At 48.1% G+C, this 20798-nt stretch carries 18 protein-coding genes; 14 read left to right on the forward strand and 4 right to left on the reverse strand.

Annotation, left to right across the window (positions count from 1 at the left end; all coding sequences use genetic code 11):
* Positions 1-7 precede the first annotated feature (7 nt).
* From FHS16_RS23485 to FHS16_RS23510, 6 genes are all read left to right on the forward strand, one after another.
* Positions 8-2668 (forward strand): winged helix-turn-helix domain-containing protein, encoded by a 2661-nt coding sequence (locus tag FHS16_RS23485; RefSeq protein ID WP_183568676.1) that lies wholly within the window; start codon positions 8-10, stop codon positions 2666-2668.
* An 85-nt stretch (positions 2669-2753) separates the two neighbouring features.
* Positions 2754-4004, forward strand: coding sequence for an FAD-dependent oxidoreductase (locus FHS16_RS23490; protein WP_183568679.1), 1251 nt, complete (start codon positions 2754-2756; stop codon positions 4002-4004).
* 363 nt (positions 4005-4367) lie between these two features.
* Positions 4368-5444: an iron-siderophore ABC transporter substrate-binding protein gene (locus FHS16_RS23495; RefSeq protein ID WP_183568682.1), complete on the forward strand. Its 1077-nt coding sequence runs from the start codon at positions 4368-4370 to the stop codon at positions 5442-5444.
* On the forward strand, positions 5437-6477 hold the full coding sequence (locus tag FHS16_RS23500; protein WP_183568685.1) for a FecCD family ABC transporter permease: 1041 nt from the start codon (positions 5437-5439) through the stop codon (positions 6475-6477). Before FHS16_RS23495 ends, FHS16_RS23500 begins: the two co-directional genes overlap by 8 nt.
* On the forward strand, positions 6474-7505 hold the full coding sequence (locus FHS16_RS23505) for a FecCD family ABC transporter permease (RefSeq protein ID WP_183568688.1): 1032 nt from the start codon (positions 6474-6476) through the stop codon (positions 7503-7505). Before FHS16_RS23500 ends, FHS16_RS23505 begins: the two co-directional genes overlap by 4 nt.
* Positions 7505-8308 (forward strand): ABC transporter ATP-binding protein, encoded by an 804-nt coding sequence (locus tag FHS16_RS23510; RefSeq protein WP_183568691.1) that lies wholly within the window; start codon positions 7505-7507, stop codon positions 8306-8308. The genes FHS16_RS23505 and FHS16_RS23510 overlap by 1 nt, the downstream gene beginning before the upstream one ends.
* Positions 8309-8699: 391 nt before the next feature.
* Here the strand turns inward: FHS16_RS23510 and FHS16_RS23515 are convergent, their stop codons facing one another.
* A complete protein-coding gene (locus FHS16_RS23515) occupies positions 8700-9611 on the reverse strand; it encodes a helix-turn-helix domain-containing protein (RefSeq protein ID WP_183568694.1) in 912 nt (303 codons plus the stop codon).
* Between the two features lie 129 nt (positions 9612-9740).
* Between FHS16_RS23515 and FHS16_RS23520 the strand changes: the two genes are divergently transcribed.
* Together FHS16_RS23520 and FHS16_RS23525 are read left to right on the forward strand one after the other, a co-directional pair.
* A complete protein-coding gene (locus tag FHS16_RS23520) occupies positions 9741-10577 on the forward strand; it encodes a phytanoyl-CoA dioxygenase family protein (RefSeq protein WP_183568697.1) in 837 nt (278 codons plus the stop codon).
* 777 nt (positions 10578-11354) lie between these two features.
* The gene (locus FHS16_RS23525; protein WP_183568700.1) at positions 11355-11798 is read left to right on the forward strand and encodes a cell wall hydrolase; all 444 of its coding nucleotides are present in this window, start codon (positions 11355-11357) and stop codon (positions 11796-11798) included.
* 1049 nt (positions 11799-12847) lie between these two features.
* Here the strand turns inward: FHS16_RS23525 and FHS16_RS23530 are convergent.
* The 3 genes from FHS16_RS23530 to FHS16_RS23540 all read right to left on the reverse strand — a co-directional run bounded on the left by FHS16_RS23530 (position 12848) and on the right by FHS16_RS23540 (position 15222).
* Positions 12848-13348: an SRPBCC family protein gene (locus tag FHS16_RS23530; protein ID WP_183568703.1), complete on the reverse strand. Its 501-nt coding sequence runs from the start codon at positions 13346-13348 to the stop codon at positions 12848-12850.
* A 101-nt stretch (positions 13349-13449) separates the two neighbouring features.
* A complete protein-coding gene (locus FHS16_RS23535) occupies positions 13450-13785 on the reverse strand; it encodes a DUF1801 domain-containing protein (RefSeq protein WP_183568706.1) in 336 nt (111 codons plus the stop codon).
* Positions 13786-14229: 444 nt separating this feature from the next.
* A complete protein-coding gene (locus tag FHS16_RS23540; RefSeq protein WP_183568709.1) occupies positions 14230-15222 on the reverse strand; it encodes a LacI family DNA-binding transcriptional regulator in 993 nt (330 codons plus the stop codon).
* Between the two features lie 169 nt (positions 15223-15391).
* Here FHS16_RS23540 and FHS16_RS23545 point away from each other — a divergent pair, with 169 nt between their 5' ends.
* The 6 genes from FHS16_RS23545 to larC form a co-directional block, all read left to right on the forward strand.
* The gene (locus FHS16_RS23545) at positions 15392-16153 is read left to right on the forward strand and encodes an SDR family oxidoreductase (RefSeq protein ID WP_183568712.1); all 762 of its coding nucleotides are present in this window, start codon (positions 15392-15394) and stop codon (positions 16151-16153) included.
* Positions 16150-17427 (forward strand): nickel pincer cofactor-dependent isomerase, group 22, encoded by a 1278-nt coding sequence (locus tag FHS16_RS23550; protein ID WP_183568716.1) that lies wholly within the window; start codon positions 16150-16152, stop codon positions 17425-17427. Before FHS16_RS23545 ends, FHS16_RS23550 begins: the two co-directional genes overlap by 4 nt.
* Positions 17391-18929, forward strand: coding sequence for a gluconokinase (locus FHS16_RS23555; RefSeq protein WP_312891053.1), 1539 nt, complete (start codon positions 17391-17393; stop codon positions 18927-18929). Before FHS16_RS23550 ends, FHS16_RS23555 begins: the two co-directional genes overlap by 37 nt.
* Positions 18930-18955: 26 nt before the next feature.
* On the forward strand, positions 18956-19771 hold the full coding sequence (larE, locus tag FHS16_RS23560; RefSeq protein WP_183568719.1) for an ATP-dependent sacrificial sulfur transferase LarE: 816 nt from the start codon (positions 18956-18958) through the stop codon (positions 19769-19771).
* Positions 19768-20442, forward strand: coding sequence for a nickel pincer cofactor biosynthesis protein LarB (gene larB, locus FHS16_RS23565; RefSeq protein WP_183568722.1), 675 nt, complete (start codon positions 19768-19770; stop codon positions 20440-20442). The genes larE and larB overlap by 4 nt, the downstream gene beginning before the upstream one ends.
* Before the next feature lies 1 nt (position 20443).
* On the forward strand, positions 20444-20798 hold a 355-nt coding region (gene larC, locus FHS16_RS23570), incomplete at its 3' end, for a nickel insertion protein (RefSeq protein ID WP_183568726.1).

The following is a 20798-nucleotide window of genomic DNA, read 5'->3' on the forward strand; positions in this document are numbered from 1 at the left end:
ACTGAGTATGAATGATTCCACTAGAGCGGCAGAGCTTCATCAGGTGGAGGCACTGCTGAAAACGAAGCTCTATTTGCCTGAAAGCACGCCATCACATTTAACGCGCAGCAGGCTCAATCAACTGCTTGAACGAGCTTTAGGCGCTCGTCTGACAACGGTTGTCGCACCTCCTGGATTCGGTAAATCGACGCTTGTAAGCAGCTGGATTCGACAATCCGGGCTAAAAAATGGCTGGCTGTCTCTCGATTCGAAAGAAAATGATCCTCTGCGATTCTGGCGTTATTTGCGTGGGTCAGTGGAACAGGCACTCCATATAAAGCTGAATGGGGAGTCGGGCCTTGGCGGTTTCGAATCCGCCGAAAGGCTTTCGGCACAGCTGCTGCATGCGTTAATTGAATCATCGCAACAGGAGGAGCCTCTTATGCTTGTCCTCGATGATTACCATATGATTGAAACGGATTCGATACATGAAGCGCTCTATGACTGGTTGTGCAAATTGCCAGCGTCAGTTCACCTTATATTAATCAGCCGGCATGAAATACCGATCCCGTTAGGTGCAATGAGGGCCAATGGAAGGCTGAATGAAATAAGCTTGTCCAATCTGCGGTTCACGGACTCAGAAATTGATTCTTATTGGCACTTACAGACGGGAGCTTCGCCTGATAGCAAGACCTTTCGCCATCTGGTTCATCATACGGAAGGCTGGGCTGCCATGCTGCAGTTGTCTGCGCTATCCTATGCAGCTGGACAAATTAGCGGCGTTATTAAGCCGCTGACTGGACGCAATCGTCATGTGGCCGACTATTTAATGGAAGAGGTATTTAGTCATATTTCAGAAGAAACCAAGCGCTTTATGCGCAAAACCTCGATTCTTGATCGATTATGTCCATCCCTGTGCAGCGCAGTGATAAATGAGCCTGATGCAGGCGACAGCATTCAAGAACTCGTGCGCAGAGGGTTGTTTCTCATTCCACTTGATGATGAACGAGAGTGGTATCGGTATCACCATTTGTTTGCGGATTTTTTGCGCGTCAAGCTGAGGAAAGAGGAACAAGCAGGAATGGCGCTGCTTCATAGTCGTGCAGCTGAATGGTACAAGAGCCACGGCTACTTAGAGGAAGCCATCGAGCAGGCACTATTCGCAGGCGACGAGCGCAGGGCGGCAGCCTGGATGCAACAGCATGCCCATATTTGGTTGAAGGTTAGAGAGACGGTGTTGCTGCGCCGCTGGCTTGATCAATTGTCTATACATACGCTTAACGAAACAGGCAATCTGCTGCTCTTGCTCTGGATTGATCTGATGGATGGACATACAGAAATGGCGGAGGTGCTGCTTAGAAAGCTGAATACAGCGCTTGCGAGCATGAAAGCTGATCCTCAGGCTTCGGGCTTCTTCCGTATGCGAGAAGAGGTCCGAATTATTGAGAACTTTCATGCCGTATTGAGCGGCAACTTCGATCATGCTCTTGCGCTTATTCAAGAATATGGGGGAAGAGAAGACTTGCCTGATCCTGAAACACCGCTTCTGCTTAGTCTAGGACTAGAGCTTAATGAGGGAACTGTGCCGTTTATTCGCGGGAAATTTGGCTTTAATGGCCGGATTGAATATGCGGAGAGCTATCACCGCGCATACGGCGAATTTATTGAGAAGAACGGTTTGCATGAAAGCGCTTATACCTCCTACCAGCAGATCGCAATGGGAGAGGTTTGTTACTTGCGCAACCATCTGCCCCTCGCTCGAAGCTACGCAGAAGAAGGAATCAGGCTTGGCCGGAAATTCGGTACAATAGGGTCTTACGTTCCATCCGTACTTCTGTTATCCCATATTCTCATCGCAGAACAACGAAGCGACGAAGCGTTAGATGTCATGGAGGAGGCAATGAGTCATTTGCGCAGCCACCATCAGCATACGTCAGTTTGGTACAGCAAGCTTGCGGCCAGCATCGTAATCCGCCAGCTGCAATTAGGGAATTCGATTCCTGCACGCGAGTGGGCGGATGAGTATAAACGGAAAGCTGCAGAACGGACAACCTCCAGAGATGACTTGTTTCCGGACGATGAAGATTTCATCTATATCCAGATTTTAATGGGAGTAGGCAAGTGGGAAGAGGCCTGCGAAAGTGCAATTAATGCACTTTCAATCGCACAATTGCATGGAAATGGCTTAAGCGAGCTTCAGGGACTACTCTTGCTTAGCGAAATTTACGCGAACAGAAACAATTCTATAGCGTGCAGACGCCTGCTGCTTTCAGCTGTAAGGGTTGGCTGTTATGATGGCAACATCCGGTCATTCTTGGATTCGGGGCCTGCTGTTATGGAGCGTCTTGGCAAGTACAAGGCGGCTTCATCCAACTCCTCTTTGTGGTCCGAGAAGGAGCTTTCATTTATCCATATGGTATGCCGTCAATCGGAAAATAGCGAAACGGGGAATAACCAGGTATTTACAAATTCTGTACAAAGCAACATAGACGTCCTGACTGCAAGAGAGATGGAGGTATTCATTCTTATGGCGCAAGGATTATCGAATAAGGCTATTGCAGCTGAGCTTGTTTTGACTGAAGGTACCGTGAAGCTTCATCTTCACCGGGTATATAGCAAGCTTCAGGCGCAAGGCCGTGTACAGGCGATTAGAATTGCGGAAAACAGCGGGCTGCTGGAAAAGTTATAACCTTCTTCTATACCTTTCGATAGACGCTGCCTATCTTCCTATTGAGTAATATGGGGGTATCACGAAAGAGAGAAGGAGAAAAACGATGAGAACGGATTACGATGTCATTATTGTCGGCGCTCGAATAGCAGGTGCGACGCTTGCCTATGAGCTGGGTCGAGCCGGTTATGACGTACTGCTTGTCGATAAAGGAAGTTTTCCAAGTGACGTGCTGTCCACCCATAACTTTTTTAATAATTCATTGGCGATGTTGAGAGAGATGGGCGTATTGGATAAGCTGCTCTCCACGGGAACACCGACTTACAAGCGCGCTTATGTACAGTTAGAAGATGCGGTCATTGAAGGAGAATTTCCTGAGGTGGATGGAGAATCCGAGTGCCTCTGCATTCGCAGGACCCATCTGGACCACATTTTATTTGAGCATGTCTGTTCGCTGGAACGCGTCCATGCTCTTCAGCATTTTCGGGTGACCGGTCTAGTGCGTGAAGAAGATATTGTTAAAGGTGTAGAAGGAAGCCAATCCGGCGGAGAAACCGTGAAATATACAGCGAAACTTGTTGTTGGGGCGGATGGCAGAAGGTCAACGATTCGATCATTGGCAGGCAGCAAATGCTTGACCGCTATTCCGACCGAATTTGCTTCTTATGTTGGTTACTTCAAAGGTTTTGAGCAGGAGGATGAGCCTCGCTCCGAATTTTATAAACGCGGGGAACTCATTGCAATCGTATTCCCGACGAGTGACCATCTTCATGTTGTCGGACTTATGTTTCCGCTCGCTAATGCGGACTTGATGAGCCGAATGAGATTAAATGCAGAGACGGGCTTTCGGGAGATCATACAATCCGGCTTAGGAGAATCATCTTTTGTCTCGAGACTTCAAGAAGCAGAAGCGGTTGGTCCGATCCGTGGTCTTCTGGGATATGACAACGATTGGCATGAAGCGATGGGCAAAGGGTGGGCGTTGATTGGCGATGCTCATTCTTTCAAAGATCCAGCGATCGGGCAGGGCATGCATGATGCCATGTATAGCGCACGTCTGCTGAAGGGGGTTCTAGACAATCATGGATTAGCGAATGTCCAGTGGGAGAAAATGGCGTCGCAATATGAAAGCGAACTAACGAACAAGTTTGAGCCTCTGTTTCAATTAGCTTGCGAAATGACTCGCAATGTACCGTATACACCGGAGCAGCAAGCAGTTAATCACTTGATTGCGACGTACCCGCAAGCTGCATGCGCCTTTCTCGGCATGTATAATCATGCTAACGATCCTGGTGAGCTGGGTAGATTGCTCGGAGAAATAAGTTCCAACCGGGAATCTATGACCAGGTTAATGTAAAGGTAGGTCGAAATTATAGCCGGGATGACTGGGGGCTCTGTCAAAGGCTCATTTAGTACGAATTCTTTTGTGGATAGGCATGAACCGCAAAAAACTCCTCCAATAGGCGCGTCAGCGCCAGTTGGAGGAGTTCTTTAATTAGGTAGATTCAGAGAGTCAACGTGAGACACAGGACAACCCATAAGCTGCGGCTAGATCCTGGCAAATGGAACCTGTGCAACATAATAGGCTTAGGAGATGGCTGCTTGACATGTGAATTCAGATCGTTTCTCCGTTGACAATAGGATAGATAAATATTATAGTGATTGATGTTGATAATCATTATCGACGGAAAATACAACTCAGGATAAGGTAGGTATGATCATGAAAAACAAAAGGAAGTACTCATTACAAACATTGCTTGTTGCAATTATTCTAGTCATTGCGTTGGTTGGCTGCTCCAGCCAGTCCAATAATTCAACTCCGTCTCCTACAGCAAGCGCCGAAGCGCCAACTACTGAGGCACCAGCCTCTCAAGACGATACACAATATCCCATCGTAATTAAACATGCGCTAGGCGAAACGGTTATCGAGAGCAAGCCGGAACGTGTAGTTACCGTCCAATGGGCGAACCATGACGTTGCTCTCGCGCTAGGTGTTGTTCCTGTCGGGTTCTCGGCAGCGAATTATGGTGTTCAAGACGACAGCGGACTTCTGCCATGGACGGCAGCGAAGCTTAAGGAGCTTAACGAAAGCGAGCCGAATATTTTCCAAGATACGGACGGCTTGGATTTCGAAGCTATCTCTGATGCAAATCCGGATGTTATTCTTGCCGCTTATTCCGGTATTACACAGGAAGATTACGACACACTTAGCCAAATCGCTCCGGTCGTTGCTTACCAATCGAAGCCTTGGGCAACTACGTGGCGCGAGCAGGTTCTCTTCACGGCTGAAGGCATGGGCATGAAGGCGGAAGGCGAACAGCTCATCAAGGATACGGAAGCTCTTGTTAAAGAAGGAGCTGCCAAATATCCTCAAATGCAAGGCAAAAAAGTCGTTTGGGTCAACTTCTCAGCGACAGATATGTCCAAGCTGCACTTGTATACGCCAGCTGACCCGCGCGGCGCATTCTTAATCGAGCTAGGCATGGAGTATCCGGAGAGCATCACGAGCCAGATTACGGATCCAACCAGCTATTCCTTGCAATTGAGCGCCGAGAATGCCGAAGCACTGAACGATGCTGATATAATCATTGGCTATGGCGACGAGAGCTTGTATGAAGCGGTGAAGGCAGACTCTCTGCTAGGCAAAATCCCGGCGATTCAAAGAGGTTCCGTCGTGTTCATCGGCAACGGCACGCCACTGGCTGCTTCCGGAAACCCAAATCCGCTTTCCATTGCATTTACCCTTGATGAATACCTAGCACTAATCGGCGGAGCAATCGACAAACTAAATGAGTAATTCATCAGGTACGGGTACGGGCAGGCTAAAATCGCATGTCCCCAATCGTTTCGTTTTAGTGATGGTTCTTTGCCTAGTTTTGCTAGCCTTATGTGTATGCGCCTCGCTTGCTTTCGGTTCCCGGCCTTTAAGATTTCACGAGCTGATGGACGGATTATTCCGTCAGGACGTGGACTCTTACACGGCCAACATCGTTCGCAAACGGATCTCCCGCACCGTATTCAGCCTACTCTGCGGAGCAGCGCTAGGCGTGTCCGGAGCGCTAATGCAGTCGGTCACTCGCAACCCCATAGCAGATCCTAGCATACTGGGTGTCAATATGGGAGCGTCATTGTTCGTGGTGTGTGGCATAGCATTCTGGAGCATAAGTACCGCGAATCAATATATATGGCTAGCTTTGGCGGGCTCTGCGATTACTGCTGTATTCGTGTTCGGAATCGGCTCAATGGGGCGTGGCGGTGCCACGCCCATTAAGCTTGTTCTGGCAGGAGCAGCCACAAGCGCAGCTCTTGGATCTCTCATTACTGCCATTATGATTCCACGCTCTTACGTCATGGATCAATTTCGATTCTGGCAAGTTGGCAGTGTCGGTTCAGCTAGCTGGAGCGGAATCGGTACGTTCGTCCCATTCTTACTCGTCGGGCTCCTGATCGGCTTTCTCGTGGCTCCGGCACTGAATGCGCTGGCGCTGGGAGATGATACAGCGACCGGACTAGGCGTTCGGACGGGAAAACTGCGGTTTATCGCAGCACTTGCAGGCGTGCTGTTATGCGGAGCGACGACTGCGCTGGCAGGGCCAATTGGATTTATCGGGCTATTATCCACTCATGTCATTCGTCTTATCCTTGGACCCGACCTAAGGTTTGTCATCCCCATGTCGGCTATTGCAGGAGCAATCATTCTGACCATAGCGGATGTGGGCGGCAGGCTGATCGGCAGTCCCGGAGAACTTGAGGTTGGTGTAGTTACGGCGTTTATCGGAGCACCAATACTAATCATAGTCGCTATGAGATCGAAAGTGCGTTCATTATGACCAATCCTACTATTAACCTAATAAAGGCAGGCCGGCAAAATAGGCGCCGCCGATGGATGCTCGTGACCAGTTTACTGGCGGTTCTGGCATGTGTGCTGTGCTGCACCATGCTTTTGCTTGGCAATACCATCTATTCTGTGCAAGACGTTATTCGGGCATTGTCAGGCGAGCCGCTCAAGGGCGTATCCTTCGCAGTCAATACGATCCGTCTGCCGAGAATGCTTGCGGGACTGTTCGCCGGATTCGCTTTCGGCATTGCCGGGTACACGTTCCAGACCATGCTGCGCAACCCCCTTGCTAATCCTAACGTGATCGGCATTACGTCGGGCTCCAGTGTGGCGGCTGTTTTTTGCATTATTATTCTGCAAGCTAGCGGAGCCGTTATTTCCGTCGCATCCATCATTGGGGGACTCGCCACCGTTATCTTGATCTATCTATTATCCAGAGGCAGGTCATTCTCAATCGGCAGGCTCATTCTGGTCGGAATCGGCATACAAGCCATGATCGATGCCGCTATCTCCTATCTGATGCTGGTCAGCGCGGAACAAGATCTTCCCGCGGCGATCCGGTGGCTCACGGGCAGCCTTAATGGCGCACAGATGGATAGATTGCCACCGCTTATGATAATCGTAGTAATCTGTACGCCTATCATTATCATACTGGGCAGGCAGCTGAGCTTATTGGAGCTCGGAGAGCAAGCGGCTACTTCCCTGGGCGTAAATACGGACAAGACCCGAATCGTTCTGATTATAAGTTCTGTCTGCATGATTGCTATCGCAACCGCTACAACGGGGCCGATCGCCTTTGTGTCATTCTTAGCGGGGCCAATCGCGATTCGGTTAGTCGGAATCGGTTTATCGAATATCATCCCAGCGGGACTAGTGGGTATTAATTTGGTGCTGGCGGCGGATCTCATCGGACAATTCGCTTTTCCGTACAGATTTCCTGTTGGCGTCATCACCGGATTGCTCGGAGCGCCTTATCTCATCTTCTTGTTAATTCGAATGAATAGGAAGGGAGAATTATAATGAAGCCGACTCATCACTTCCAGGCCGAACGGATCGTAGCAGGCTATGAGAACAAAACCGTCATCCACGGTGTTGATATCGTCATTCCCAGCCATCAAATAAGCGTCATTATCGGCTCCAACGGGTGCGGCAAGTCCACGCTTCTTAAAACGCTGGCTAGACTGATCAAGCCCGCATCGGGCACCATCACGCTCGACGGCAAGCCGTTAAACAAGATCTCGCCCAAACAATTGGCACGGGTTGTCGGATTACTCCCTCAATCTCCCATTGTCCCTGAAGGCATTACCGTGACGGATTTGGTTGGACGAGGAAGGTTTCCTCACCAATCCTTGTTCGGCAACTGGTCGAACAAGGATTATGCGGCAGTAGCCGAGGCGATGGAAACAATGAAGATTACAGAATTTGCTAATCACAATATCGATGAGCTGTCAGGCGGTCAACGGCAGCGTGTCTGGATTGCCATGGCACTGGCGCAAGAGACGGATATTCTATTTCTGGATGAGCCTACAACCTTTCTGGATATTACTTATCAAGTTGAAATTTTGGATCTGCTCACCGACTTGAACCGAAAAAGCGGCACCACGATCGTCATGGTGCTCCATGACATTAACTTGTCTGCGCGATATGCCGACCATATTGTCGCTCTGCATGAAGGCAGGCTTGTCGCCGAAGGCACGCCGTCCGAGGTCGTGACAAGTACCCTTGTGAAGGACATTTTCGGGCTGGACTGCACCGTCATAGAAGACCCAGTGTCAGGTTCGCCTATGGTCGTGCCGAAAGGACGTTATCATGTTAATGTCTAACACGCTTTTTTGAAGAAGGATCAGATAGTAGCCTTCCAAAGAAACCTATAGACGCTAGGATTGTTTATGCAAAACGCCTCAATACCAATTCGGTATTGGGGCGTTTTGCATAATTGAAAAAAATGAAAGATTAAAGTGTTATAGAAACCTTTGATAGCAGCTATGCAAATACGTTGTGAGAACGTGGACCCGCAAGGGGCATTTTTATCATGTGACTTTCTTGCAGGTCCACGTTTAATTAGGGGGATGAGCTGTTTATAAGTTAGTCAGTAGATGGTGAGTCGAGTGTGTTGCAGCAGCTTATGTTTAAGCCTTTGTCTTTGTAAATTTACAAGTACGTCTCTATGCAGGAGAAGCTCTTTTGTGACAGTCTTACAAATGAAGAAATAGTTCAAGTACAGCGCCATTCGGATGGCGTTACGCCCATGAAGCGCTTGAAGACGGTCGCGAAATGCTGGCTGGATTGATAACCTAACCGATAAGAAATGTCCGTTATCTTATCTTGGGATTCCTTAAGCTGACGGCAGGCCGATCTAATACGAAGACGCTCGACAAAAGTGATAGGCGGTTCCCCCGTATAATCCTGAAAGGTTCGATAGAAATGCGATACGCTTACTCCCGCAAATGCAGCCAATTCATCAACGGCGGGGCGCCACTCCGGTTCTTTCGTCATCTTATCGATTAGCTTGCTATATTGGCTAAGCAAATCTGCTGCAATTGCGGAGGTGCCGCCGCTTGGCTGAATAAAAGCAATGATCAGCTCGAGAATGGCGCTGCGAACAATCGTGCTTTTGAGCGGTGAATCACTCATTAGAGCGGTCTTTAATTTTTTGAAAGTCTCAACGGGCGTTAAACCAATGTTCTTCACACGTTGTAATTGCAACATGGCTTGATCCAATTGCCTAATTTCCTCAAGTGGAAGACTTAACCAATCTTGAATAAGCGGAGCTTTAACAATTAACCACCAAAATTTGCATGGCTCAATGACGTTAAAGCCTCCCCGGTGCTTCTCACCTGGACGGGTATGAAACAAGTCGCCCGCATGGGTTTCATAGATGAAGCTGTCGAGCTCCCATCTCGCCTTTCCCCGTTCAATGAGGACGAATTCATAACAGCCAGGGTGATCATGCTCAAAGAGAGGCGATGCTTTACGCAAATCATCGCTTCCAAGCATGACTAGTTCCGATACACCGTGAATAAGCGGCTCTTTTTCTATATTAAAGGTCCAGCGTGCACGCTGGGAATGAGAATCTTGCCCAGTTTCAATCGCAAGCAATTTATTTGCTTCTTCATGCGGTTTCACCTATTCATTATCCTTTCGTTTGTTTCTATTATCGTCTATGTTTCTAATCCTACTTCGTGATGACTTGAACGTCAAACAGCTCTTTCTTCGGTTAAGATGATGGCAGCTACAAAAAAGGAGGATTTGTCGATGACTTTTCAAATAGAACGACAGTATCGGATTACGCAGAAGGATAAAGAGGATTTTAACCGAGACGGATATTGGATTAGCCCAAAGCTAATTGATGATGAGCAGATCGAGAGATTGCGAGAGGCGCATGAGCGAATATGGTCAGGTGATTACGATGGGGATGGCATACCGATGAATGGTTTTCGTCTCAGCGATAATCCGGATGCGCTGCGGAAATTAGATAATGGCTGGTGGATTAACGACGAGGTGAGAAAGGTCGTAACAGATCCTTTTATCGGTGAGTTGTCCGCAGATTTGCTGGAATCGGATGAAATAAGGCTGTGGCATGATCAAGTTATCTACAAACCGGGCATTGGCGACAAAATTTCCGGAGCCGGGAACGTAGGCTGGCATCAGGACTATGGGTACTGGCAATGCTCGGATTCACAAGACATGGTTACGGTATGGATCGCGCTTCAGGACACAGATCTGACGAACGGCGGTATGATGACGATTGTAGGCTCTCATAAGTGGGGTCTGATTCCTGACAGCAACTCTTTCTTTAACCAGAACATGGAGGAGTTGAAGGAGAGGTATTCGGGAGGACATGATTGGATAGAGGAGCCATGTATTCTGAAAGCGGGTCAAGCTAGCTTCCATCACGGTCTCACTTTTCACGGTTCCGGGCCTAACCGTACGAATGATCCGCGATTGTCCATTGTAGCTCATGTGATGAAAGGCGGTACCAATTACCGAGCCGGAATACAACGACATGACAACATTCGGTTGCTTGGCCCACGGCCCAATGATGGCCAGGCTTTTGCGAACGACTACTTTCCCGTTCTATTTAAGAGATAGGTACGTCCCAATAGGTTTACCCGGTCAAAGCAAGCCACTCCCCTAACAAGCATGAAATAGGGGTTAGGATGTTTCAAATGGGAGCTGAGTCAAAAGCGATTCCATCTCCAGGATTGTAAATAAGAAGCCTCTCTTTATTTAAAATGGTTAGATTTTACCTCCATTTTAATAAGGATCGGCTTCTTTTTATTTGTGTTTTAATGCATTGAAAAGAGAAGTTAACACATACCTCCATCTCCAAACGTCACAACTATTGTAGAGGAGGATTGGGAATATTATGAAAAAAATTATCATAACACTGTTAGCTCCATGCTTCATTATTACAGGTGCATGGATAACGAGAATCTTATAACAGGATGGAAGAAAAAGAAGAAAATTCAACAATGGAGGATGTCACTCAATCATTGAAAGCACAGGATGCCGAGTTGTTTCTATATCGATGATGAATTTCATGTGTATTGGTAATTTATTTCAGCAATACAACAAAACATCGTTTCTGTGCAGCAATGGAATTATAACTATGTTATTTTTCACGTTAAAGACAACGTTGTCAATATTGCGGACTAGAGACGGTTTCCAGACTACATCAAACCGGCAAAAATACGTATACCCACGTAAAAATGAATTTTATAAACATGATTATGGAGAAGTTAGGATTAAACTAACGGGCAAAAGAGTGTGGTGGAACGCTATTTATTATCGCTCTCTCTTTTGCCAGAGTAACACATCGGCTTCACTTACAATATGATGAGTCTAGAAATCTAAAGAGGTGAGCCAATGGCAGTCGTAAAAGCCAGGAAACAGGATATTGATATGTTGGCAAGGTTGCTTCGAGCTGAAGCGGAGACCGAAGGCGAAATGGGCATGCTCCTTGTTGGAAATGTTGGCATTAACCGAATAAGAGGGAATTGCTCCGATTTTAAAGAAATCCGGACAATTCCCCAAATGATCAACCAGCCGCATGCGTTCGAAGCGTTGCAACATAGTATGTACTATCAAAATGCAAGAGAGAGGGAACGCCGTCTGGCGCAGCGGGCTGTGAATGGGGAGCGGAATTGGCCAGCAAAATTCTCTCTATGGTATTTCCGTCCAGGATCGTTCGAAAATCCCGGACCATGCCCGCCAACTTGGTATAATCAGCCGTTCGTAGGACGATGGAAGAAGCACTGTTTTTATGAACCGACTGCGAAAGAATGCGAAAATGTATACAATACGTTTTAATTGAATAAACAAAAAGAGATCATTAGGATCTCTTAACTTGAATTGCGGGGTTTATTGATTATCGGATCAAGTTCTTGTCAGTCCATGTCAAAAATCGTTCAACGCACCATGGAGCAGTTGCATCGGCAGCTGCTCCATTTTTTCATGATGCTAACGGGCAAGATACTGAGAAAGAAGAACAGAATACGTATGTAATAATATTGACAGTGGAAAATAGATGAGGAAGGATTATGTGAACTATCGAGATGTCGATTGTGAAGGATTAGGGAGAAGAAGACTTCGGAAGACTCTTTATTGAAGGATTTACTATACAACTTCAAGAATCTAAATCAGATACATAGTGGGTTTACAATCGCAATGAGGACAGTTGGGTTTTGGTTAATAGTATAGGAGGAAAGAGTATAACATAGGGAATATTGAATTAAAGTGTAACGATAGCTCAATGCCGAATGGCTACCACATTGATTAATGAGCACACCAAACAATCCCTCAATTCGAGTTTAGTGGGGGAGAGATACCATCAATGTGACTTAAGAATTTTTACGCAACGCTAGTGAACTAAATTTAGATACAGAATTTCAATTAATAAAAACAAAGCCGCAAAGGCCAAAGAAATCATAGAAAACCGCCTTCTATCTTTCCATAAACGGACCCCTTTTGCAATAAAAGCCACCATAAGTAAGGGGGTAATAATCAACAAGTTTGGGGAGACAAGAAGAGTAATTATAAAAATTAATATTACGCCACGTATCACTATAAGATACCAAAGAGGGTCGTTTTTTGAAGAAATCATCATTTATTCGCTCCCAATCACATTTTAATCTTCCCAATCATATATAAACGAAGCATCATGGGTCAACATGAAAGCCGAAACGTAATCTGAAAATAGAAACCGTTGTTCAACTAAATAAGAACGTTAGTTTAAAGCAACAGGGAGCAGTTGCATCGGCAACTGCTCCCTGTTTCGATAAGCTAGTGGACAGAATAGCAGTCACGTCAAAAAAAACGCGTGCCATTATTGGCACGCGGAAAGTTTTAATACTATTTTTTTATAATTGTGTGGACAGATAATTGGCCAGTTGATCGAATGTGCCTTCCATGCCTTGTGCGGCCATCGGTGCCATCGCATCGTATGCGGCCTGTTCCTCATCGGACGCATTCAGTGGTCCGCCTTCAAGCGTCAGAACAGTTTTACCTTCAACTTCTTGAAGCGTCAGGATGTTCAAGATTTCAAGAGGCCAATGTGGGTTAAACGGAGCGCGGATGGTGTTGCCATTCTCGTCAGAGAAAGATTGGACCCATATCAGCTTCTCAGGCGGCTGAACTTCTTGGTAAACAAACTTGCCCCACATGACATGCTGTCCGTCCGGCGACTTCTGACACCCGAAAAACATTCCACCTGGACGCACTTCCATCTTAACGACTTCAAGGGAAAATCCCTGGGGACCATACCAGTTGCCGAAGTGATCGGGCTCGGTCCACACTTTGTACACTAGCTCACGCGGAGCGTTAAATTCACGTTTCAGAAAAACTCCTTTTGGGCTGCTCATTCTTATTCCTCCTCAGATATAGGTATTGTTTGATTTCTGGAATTCCCTTAGATAGTAGTCGGCTGCTCGTCGTATTCATGGTTCCTTCCCGATTATGGGTTTTACAGCGTGTCGGAAGCTTGTTTCAGAAGCTCTGACAACATTGAGATATCGGCAGAATCGCCTTCCCGTAATTTAATCCACTTTCGTTCCGCTGGACCATCGAAAGTCTTTGGAAATTCTATGCCGCTTGCATTCATAATCATAAATGCAATCGCATCTTTAGAAGGCGAAATAACGGCAGCATAATGTCCATTCTTCAGAAAATGCGGCTTCTTGTACTGAATGCGTTCTTCTACCGCCGGTATTGTCGCATGAACTAGATCGCGTAGTGTGGAGCTGATGTCGGACTGCCACTTTGGTAAATTTTCAATAAAAGTTGTAACTTCCTGGTTCATTCTTTCATTTCCCTCCAGTTGGAATATTTTTTTGCTTATACATACAATATACCTCTATGGGAATATTCCTGTCAATGAATATTTTAGAGGGAATCGTCGATTGAAATCCTTTGAAGCCTCTCTTTATTTATAATGATGAGGTGGTACCATTATTTTAATAAGGACAGGCTTCATATTAGTTGTGTTTATTGCATTTAAAGGAGAGGGTAATGGCAAGCGGAGCCATTCGAATGATTCTGGAGAAGCGTCAGCATTCGCTTTTGGGAGTGGATTCCTACCTTAGCTCGTTGATTCGGAGGAATCCCCGAGCAATGGCGATCGGAAGAGTTTTTGAATGCGCAGTAGTATGCTGTCTAACCTAGGGGCTGCCCCATTGATGTATCGGAACTGGCAATATTTCGTGTATTAGCTACGCTTTAAGCGGCTAAAACCGTAAATGATTGTCTAATCATTATTCAGATGAGAGGTAGATGCACGAACAACCAGCTCTGGTTCCAAGTAAACCGTTTTAAGCGATTCGGGCTGATCGATAAGCTCGAGAATAGCCGTTGTAATATGTGCGGTTATGGTCGCTATGGCAACGCCTACCACTGTCATCGGTACGCCGATGTCTTCCATTTGTGGAAGATTGTCATAACTGACAACGGAAACATCGTGCGGAACGCTGAGTCCATGTTCCCCTATGGCACGAAGTATGCCGCGTGTCAGATCGATTCCGCCGCTGATAACGGCTGTAGGACGAGGCGTTTGCTCCAGCATCGCACGGGCGGCTAAATAACCATCGTGAAACTCCAAGCCGTTCATCTGGAGAACCGCGTTGTCTCTGGCTTGCAGGCCCAGTTGGACGATTTCGTCCCGAAAGGCTTCGATCTTGACCGTCTGCAACGGATCTTGTGTTTGAGGTTCGCCGATATAAGCGATATCTTTGTGTCCCAGTCTAGCCAAATGACGAACGGCAAGACGAACGGCTTGGCCTCGGTTCACGTCAACTGTGGAGAATGGTGTATATCCGGCAGCGCCGTAGGTGAGGATGGGAATCTGCAGCGGGCTTATGCTGCTAAAGCTAGAAATGCTATCTCTGTCACCAAAGACGAGTATGGCGTCTACTTGGTATCGGCGGAAAATTTCAATCGCTGACTCCAAGTGGCTTATCGATAGCAAGGTGATATAACCTTTTTTCTCCAGCTGTTCATTGATCTTTGTAATGAGGGAGGAAAGCGCTGCACGTTCAATAGATGGCCAAACGACGCCGATCGCTCCGCTTTTTCTGGAGACGAGGCTTCGTGCTGCGAGGTTTGGCTGGTAGCCCATCTCCTTTGCAATCGAAAGGATATGCTGTTTTGTTTTGTTCTGTACGAGCGGGCTGTCTCTGAGCGCTTTGGAGACGGTAGAGAAGCTGACGCCTGCACGATCTGCGATGTCTTTAATTGTTACCATGAATTCCCTCCGGAAGGCTCTAGTCCGAGTTCTAATTGATGTCGTTCACTTTATCATAGAATCCTTTTTTTGCAAATGAAAGCGGCATATTTATCGTATAGACAGCAATGGATTATTCGGATATCATAAATAACAACGTTGTTAATTTGATTTTAAAGGTGGCCTATTCATGTTTGAATTACACAATACCGTATCGGTTGTTATTGGGGGAAACGGCGTATTAGGCAGTGCCATGTCTGCTGCGCTTGCTGAAGCAGGCTCGAAAGTGGCGATCGTCGGCAGAGACATGGAAAAAGCCCGGGTCGTTTGCGAGCAGATTGAACGCAATGGCGGCAAGGCAATGGCTTTGAAGGCGGACGCGACTCAAAAAGCGGAGCTGCAGTCGGTTTTGAATGAAGTGCTTCAATGGGGCGGTCGTGTCGATACGCTTGTGAATGCTTCAGGGACGAATAGCGCGACACCGTTTTTTGATCTCGAAATGGACGAATGGGATCGCATTATGGACGTTAATCTCAAGAGCGTCGTACTTGCCAGCCAAGTTTTCGGCAAACAAATGATCGAGCAGGGGAATGGCGGCTCGATTATCAATATTTCTTCCGTATCCTCTGCGCCTCCGCTCTCGCGGGTATTTACTTATTCGGTATCGAAAGCGGGAGTAAATAGCGTGACCCAATATTTGGCTAGAGAGTTTGCCCCAAGCAAGGTAAGAGTTAACGCGATCATTCCCGGTTTTTTCCCAGCAGAACAGAACAAGAAAATCTTATCGCCTGATCGAGTGGAATCGATTATGAAGCATACGCCAATGAACCGCTTCGGAGATCCGGAGGAGCTTAAGGGTACGATTGTTTATTTGGCTTCAGCCAAAGCATCATCATTTGTCACCGGTGCGATGATCCGGGTTGACGGAGGATTTGGAGCGATGACGATATGAGTGATTTACTGCGAAGATTAGTCGAGCATACGCCGATCCCGAAGCTGGTGAAAATTCGCCAGTCGTTCGATGACACGATCCTGGCGGATCCCATCGGAGAGTTGACCGCACGGCTGCGTACTGCAGATGCTATGAATGGGATTGCTGCGGGGCAGAAGGTTGCGGTGGCCGTTGGAAGCCGGGGGATATCTCGGATCGATGAGCTGACGAGGACCGTTATTGACGAGTTGAAAAGAATCGGGGCGGAGCCTTTCATTGTGCCATGCATGGGAAGCCATGGGGGAGCAACTGCAGAAGGGCAAACGGAGGTGCTTGCCCATCTCGGCATAGACGAGGAGCGAATGGGCTGCCCGGTTCGATCATCAATGGAGGTCGTAGAACTTGATCGACTGCCGAATGGTTTGCCGATTTATTGTGATAGAACCGCCGCTACGGAGTCGGATGCGATCATTGTCATCAACCGAATAAAACCGCATACGGCTTTTCGCGGGACGGTTGAAAGCGGCATGTTAAAAATGATATCGATCGGACTGGGGAAGCAAAAAGGAGCAGAAGCCTGCCATCAGCTGGGCTTCAAGTATATGGCCGAGAATGTTCCGGCAATGGCTCGGGTTATGATTGAGAAGCTGCCTATCCGGTTCGGTGTCGCTGTCGTAGAAAACGCGTATGACCAAATTTGCCGCGTTGAAGTACTCGGAACGGACACGATGGAGGAAAGGGAGAAGGAGCTGTTAATAGAAGCGAAGAGCCGGCTCCCGCAAATCTTTTTCACCGATCTCGACGTTCTTGTCATTGATTACATTGGTAAAAACATCAGCGGCGACGGAGCGGACCCGAATATTACGGGCAGATACCCGACGCCTTACGCGCACGGTGGCCCTGAGGTGAACAAAATGGTTGTTCTCGATCTAACGCCAGAGTCTCAAGGCAATGCAAACGGAGTAGGCACAGCTGATTTCACGACAAGCAGATTAGTAAGCAAGACAGATTGGCCTGCTACCTATGCGAATGGTTTAACCTCAACGGTCTGTGCGCCGACGAAACAAGCGACAACGCTCGAGAATGACCGTGATGCCATTAAAGCTGCGATCAAAACCTGCAACATTCTAGATTATACAACGTGCAAGCTGGTTCGCATTCGGGATACGCTGCATCTGGGAACGATTGAAATTTCCGAATCGCTGCTTGAAGAGGCAAGAAGCAATCCGCGTATTGAAATAGTGGAAGGGCCTTATGAGTGGAAGTTCGACGAGGAAGGGTATTTGCCCAAATGAATACGGATGCCCAGATCGTCATCGCCATAGATATCGGAACGACTAGCACAAAGACGTTGGCAGTCGATCTGAACGGACGGATACTTGGCAGCCACTCCATCGAATACCCGCTTCACACGCCCATACAAGGCCATGCTGAGCAGGATCCCGATGTCATCTGCGAGGCTGTTATGGATAGTGTTGGCCATGTTACAAAAAAAGTGGCTGACGCAATAAAGTGTGTTTCTTTCAGCTCAGCCAATCATAGCCTGATCCTGCTGGATGCGAATGGAGTACCGCTCACGCCGAGCATCACCTGGGCGGATCTTCGCAGCGCAGCCCAGGCAGAGCGGCTGATAAAGGATGGATCGGGCTTATCGATCTATTCGCGAACAGGCACGCCGATCCATCCGATGTCGCCGCTCGTCAAGCTGGTATGGATGAGAGAGGCGCGGCCGGATCTGTTCGAGTCCGCGCATTATTTTGTAGGGATAAAGGAATATGTATTGAACAAGCTATTCGGCATTTTGCTGATGGATCATTCGATCGCAAGCGCTACCGGGTTGTTAAATCTCGCAACGTTGAGTTGGGATGAGGAAGCTTTAATGGTGGCAGGCATTCGAGAGGACCAACTGCCACGGTTAGTACCGTCTACCGAGCGAATGGTTGGGCTCAAAAAGCAAGCGGCTGATCGGATGGGGCTTGCTGCGGATACGCCATTCATTGTTGGCGCACAGGACGGAGTATTAGCCAATCTGGGGATCGGTGCAGTAGAGGAAGGCGTGCTTGCCGTTACAATCGGCACGAGCGGAGCCGTACGGACTACCGTGAAGCAGCCTGCCTTCGATGCGCAAGGAAAGCTTTTCTGCTACGCATTGACGGATGACCATTGGATCGTAGGGGGGCCTTCCAACAATGGAGCGATCGTAGCGAGGTGGATTGCGGATCGTCTTTACCCGGGGAAATCGATAGACGAGGTGCTGCCATTAGCTGCTGCAGTTCCTCCGGGATCGAACGGCCTGCTTTTTCTGCCTCTCTTATCGGGAGAGCGGGCCCCTTTCTGGGATGCCGAGGCCAAAGGTGTCATGTTCGGGTTGACACTCGCACATAAGGAGGCGGATATGCTTCGGGCGGCATTGGAAGGCGTACTATTTCAGATTACGGCAATCGTATCTTTAATGAAGCAAGCAGGCCAACGAACAAGTGAAGTAAGAGCTTCCGGAGGTTTTGCGCGTTCTATTCTTTGGTGCCAGATGTTGGCAGACATGCTGGGCGTGCCTGTAAGGGTGCCTGAATCAGTAGAAAGCTCCGGGCTTGGGGCCGCTCAGCTTGGGCTGTATGCCATGGATGGCTGCAAAGGCCCACTGCTGAGATGGAAGGAGCAGGAGGGCAGCCTTTATGAGCCTGATCTGGCCAATCATGCGCTTTATCAAAAAATATTGCCGTTATATTTAAGCTTATACGATCGATTGAAAGAGCCCATGAGGGAAATATCGATGCTGCAGCATACGTCGGTGGGATGAATTTAACTGGAGGCGGTGTCATTACTATGCATGATAAATACAGCAGGCTGCAGACTATTTTGACGGAAATGGAATCGGTTGTGGTCGCGTTCTCCGGTGGCGTTGACAGTACTTTTCTTCTGGATGCCGCAATTAAAACGCTGGGAAGCGAGCGGGTCTTGGCGGTTACGGCCGACTCGGAAACTTATCCAACGGAAGAGCTTGAGGCGGCGATTCAACTGGCGAAGAGCATCGGGGCGACACATAAAGTGATCGAAACGTCTGAATTAAGCATCCCTGGCTACAAAGAGAATAATGCAAACCGTTGCTATTTTTGTAAAAAGAGTCTATTCGAGCATATTGAGCCATTCGTTCGCGATGGGTCTTATCGTCAGATCGTCTACGGGCTCATCGCAGATGACATGAATGAGCATCGGCCCGGCGTTCAAGCGGCGAAGGAACGAGGCGTAAGGGGGCCTTTGCAGGAAGCGGGCCTTTATAAGGATGAAATTCGTGATTTGTCCCGTGAGCATGGACTGCCCACTTGGGATAAGCCTTCTTTTGCGTGTCTTTCTTCACGGATAGCATATGGCGAGACGATTACGATCGAGAAGCTTGGACGTGTTGGAGAAGCCGAACGCTATATTCGTTCACTAGGTTTTGGGCAAATTCGGGTCAGGAGCCATGGCGATATCGCGCGGATTGAAGTAGAACCGAGCGCAATGGAGCAGCTCATTAGCCACGCAGCTATTATTTCAGATCGGTTGAAGGAGCTTGGTTTCATCTATGTTGCTATGGATCTTGCCGGTTATCGCAGCGGGAGTATGAATAAAGTGCTTGAGCTTGGGGGAGCCGCGATATGAACGAATTTGAGGATCTTGGATTTTGCAAGCTGGATGTGGGGCGATATGAGCGGACAGGACATCCGGAAGTCGTTTTTGGACAGGGGAAAACGGTGGATCAGGTGGAGACGATATTCACTCGGCTCGTAGAGATTCATGGCCGAGCGCTTGTCACAAGGGCAACAGCCGAGATGGCGGAGCGGGTAACTGCGAAGTATCCTGAGGCGCGATATGATAGTGAATCCCGTCTCATTTCGCTGGGCCGATCCGCGAGCAAGCTTCCGGGAAAAATAGCGGTGGTGACCGGGGGAACCTCGGATATGCCGGTAGCAGAGGAAGCGGCAGGGACGGCAGAATGGATGGGCTGCGAGGTTGATCGTATTTACGACGTCGGAGTTGCTGGCATTGATCGGCTGCTAAGCCATAAGGAACGGATACGGGAAGCATCCGTTGTCATTGGGGTAGCAGGAATGGAGGGTGCATTAGTCAGCGTTGTCGGAGGGCTTGTGCGCAGACCGGTAATTGCGGTGCCGACCTCTATCGGTTACGGTGCTAACCTTCAAGGGATTACAACGCTGCTGGCGATGATGACCTCGTGTGCAGCGGGCGTGACGGTAGTTAATATCGACAACGGCTTCGGAGCAGGCTTTCAAGCAGCGATGATTTTACAACTGGTAGCGGAGGGAACATAACATGAGAACGGTCTATTTGGATTGTATTTCAGGCATCGCAGGTGATATGGCGCTGGCTGCACTCGTTGACTTGGGCGCAGACGAGGATTATATCGTCAGCCATTTATCGAAGCTGCCGATCGATCCTTTTACGATGGCGTTCGTAAAAGTAGACCGACGAGGCATAACCGCGAACTGGCTGAAGCTTAGCTTCGGTGCTAGTGAGCATAACGTGGGACATGATCACGGCGTTGCGCACAAGCATGGTCACCAACATGAACACCAACATGAACACCAACATGAACACCAACATGAACACCAACATGAACACCAACATGAACACCAACATGAACACCAACATGAACACCAACATGAAC

The sequence above is a fragment of the Paenibacillus endophyticus genome (genome assembly GCF_014192395.1).
Lineage (GTDB): Bacteria > Bacillota > Bacilli > Paenibacillales > Paenibacillaceae > Pristimantibacillus > Pristimantibacillus endophyticus.

What these genes read in the sequence shown, in the direction of transcription:
- FHS16_RS23545 (WP_183568712.1), top strand. Translation starts at nt 15,392, where the DNA reads ATGTTTGAATTACACAATACCGTATCGGTTGTTATTGGGGGAAACGGC.
- FHS16_RS23520 (WP_183568697.1), top strand. Translation starts at nt 9,741, where the DNA reads ATGACTTTTCAAATAGAACGACAGTATCGGATTACGCAGAAGGATAAA.
- FHS16_RS23485 (WP_183568676.1), top strand. Translation starts at nt 8, where the DNA reads ATGAATGATTCCACTAGAGCGGCAGAGCTTCATCAGGTGGAGGCACTG.
- FHS16_RS23525 (WP_183568700.1), top strand. Translation starts at nt 11,355, where the DNA reads ATGGCAGTCGTAAAAGCCAGGAAACAGGATATTGATATGTTGGCAAGG.
- FHS16_RS23490 (WP_183568679.1), top strand. Translation starts at nt 2,754, where the DNA reads ATGAGAACGGATTACGATGTCATTATTGTCGGCGCTCGAATAGCAGGT.
- larE (WP_183568719.1), top strand. Translation starts at nt 18,956, where the DNA reads ATGCATGATAAATACAGCAGGCTGCAGACTATTTTGACGGAAATGGAA.
- larB (WP_183568722.1), top strand. Translation starts at nt 19,768, where the DNA reads ATGAACGAATTTGAGGATCTTGGATTTTGCAAGCTGGATGTGGGGCGA.
- FHS16_RS23535 (WP_183568706.1), bottom strand. Translation starts at nt 13,785, where the DNA reads ATGAACCAGGAAGTTACAACTTTTATTGAAAATTTACCAAAGTGGCAG.
- FHS16_RS23540 (WP_183568709.1), bottom strand. Translation starts at nt 15,222, where the DNA reads ATGGTAACAATTAAAGACATCGCAGATCGTGCAGGCGTCAGCTTCTCT.
- FHS16_RS23500 (WP_183568685.1), top strand. Translation starts at nt 5,437, where the DNA reads ATGAGTAATTCATCAGGTACGGGTACGGGCAGGCTAAAATCGCATGTC.
- FHS16_RS23510 (WP_183568691.1), top strand. Translation starts at nt 7,505, where the DNA reads ATGAAGCCGACTCATCACTTCCAGGCCGAACGGATCGTAGCAGGCTAT.
- FHS16_RS23505 (WP_183568688.1), top strand. Translation starts at nt 6,474, where the DNA reads ATGACCAATCCTACTATTAACCTAATAAAGGCAGGCCGGCAAAATAGG.
- FHS16_RS23495 (WP_183568682.1), top strand. Translation starts at nt 4,368, where the DNA reads ATGAAAAACAAAAGGAAGTACTCATTACAAACATTGCTTGTTGCAATT.
- FHS16_RS23550 (WP_183568716.1), top strand. Translation starts at nt 16,150, where the DNA reads ATGAGTGATTTACTGCGAAGATTAGTCGAGCATACGCCGATCCCGAAG.
- FHS16_RS23530 (WP_183568703.1), bottom strand. Translation starts at nt 13,348, where the DNA reads ATGAGCAGCCCAAAAGGAGTTTTTCTGAAACGTGAATTTAACGCTCCG.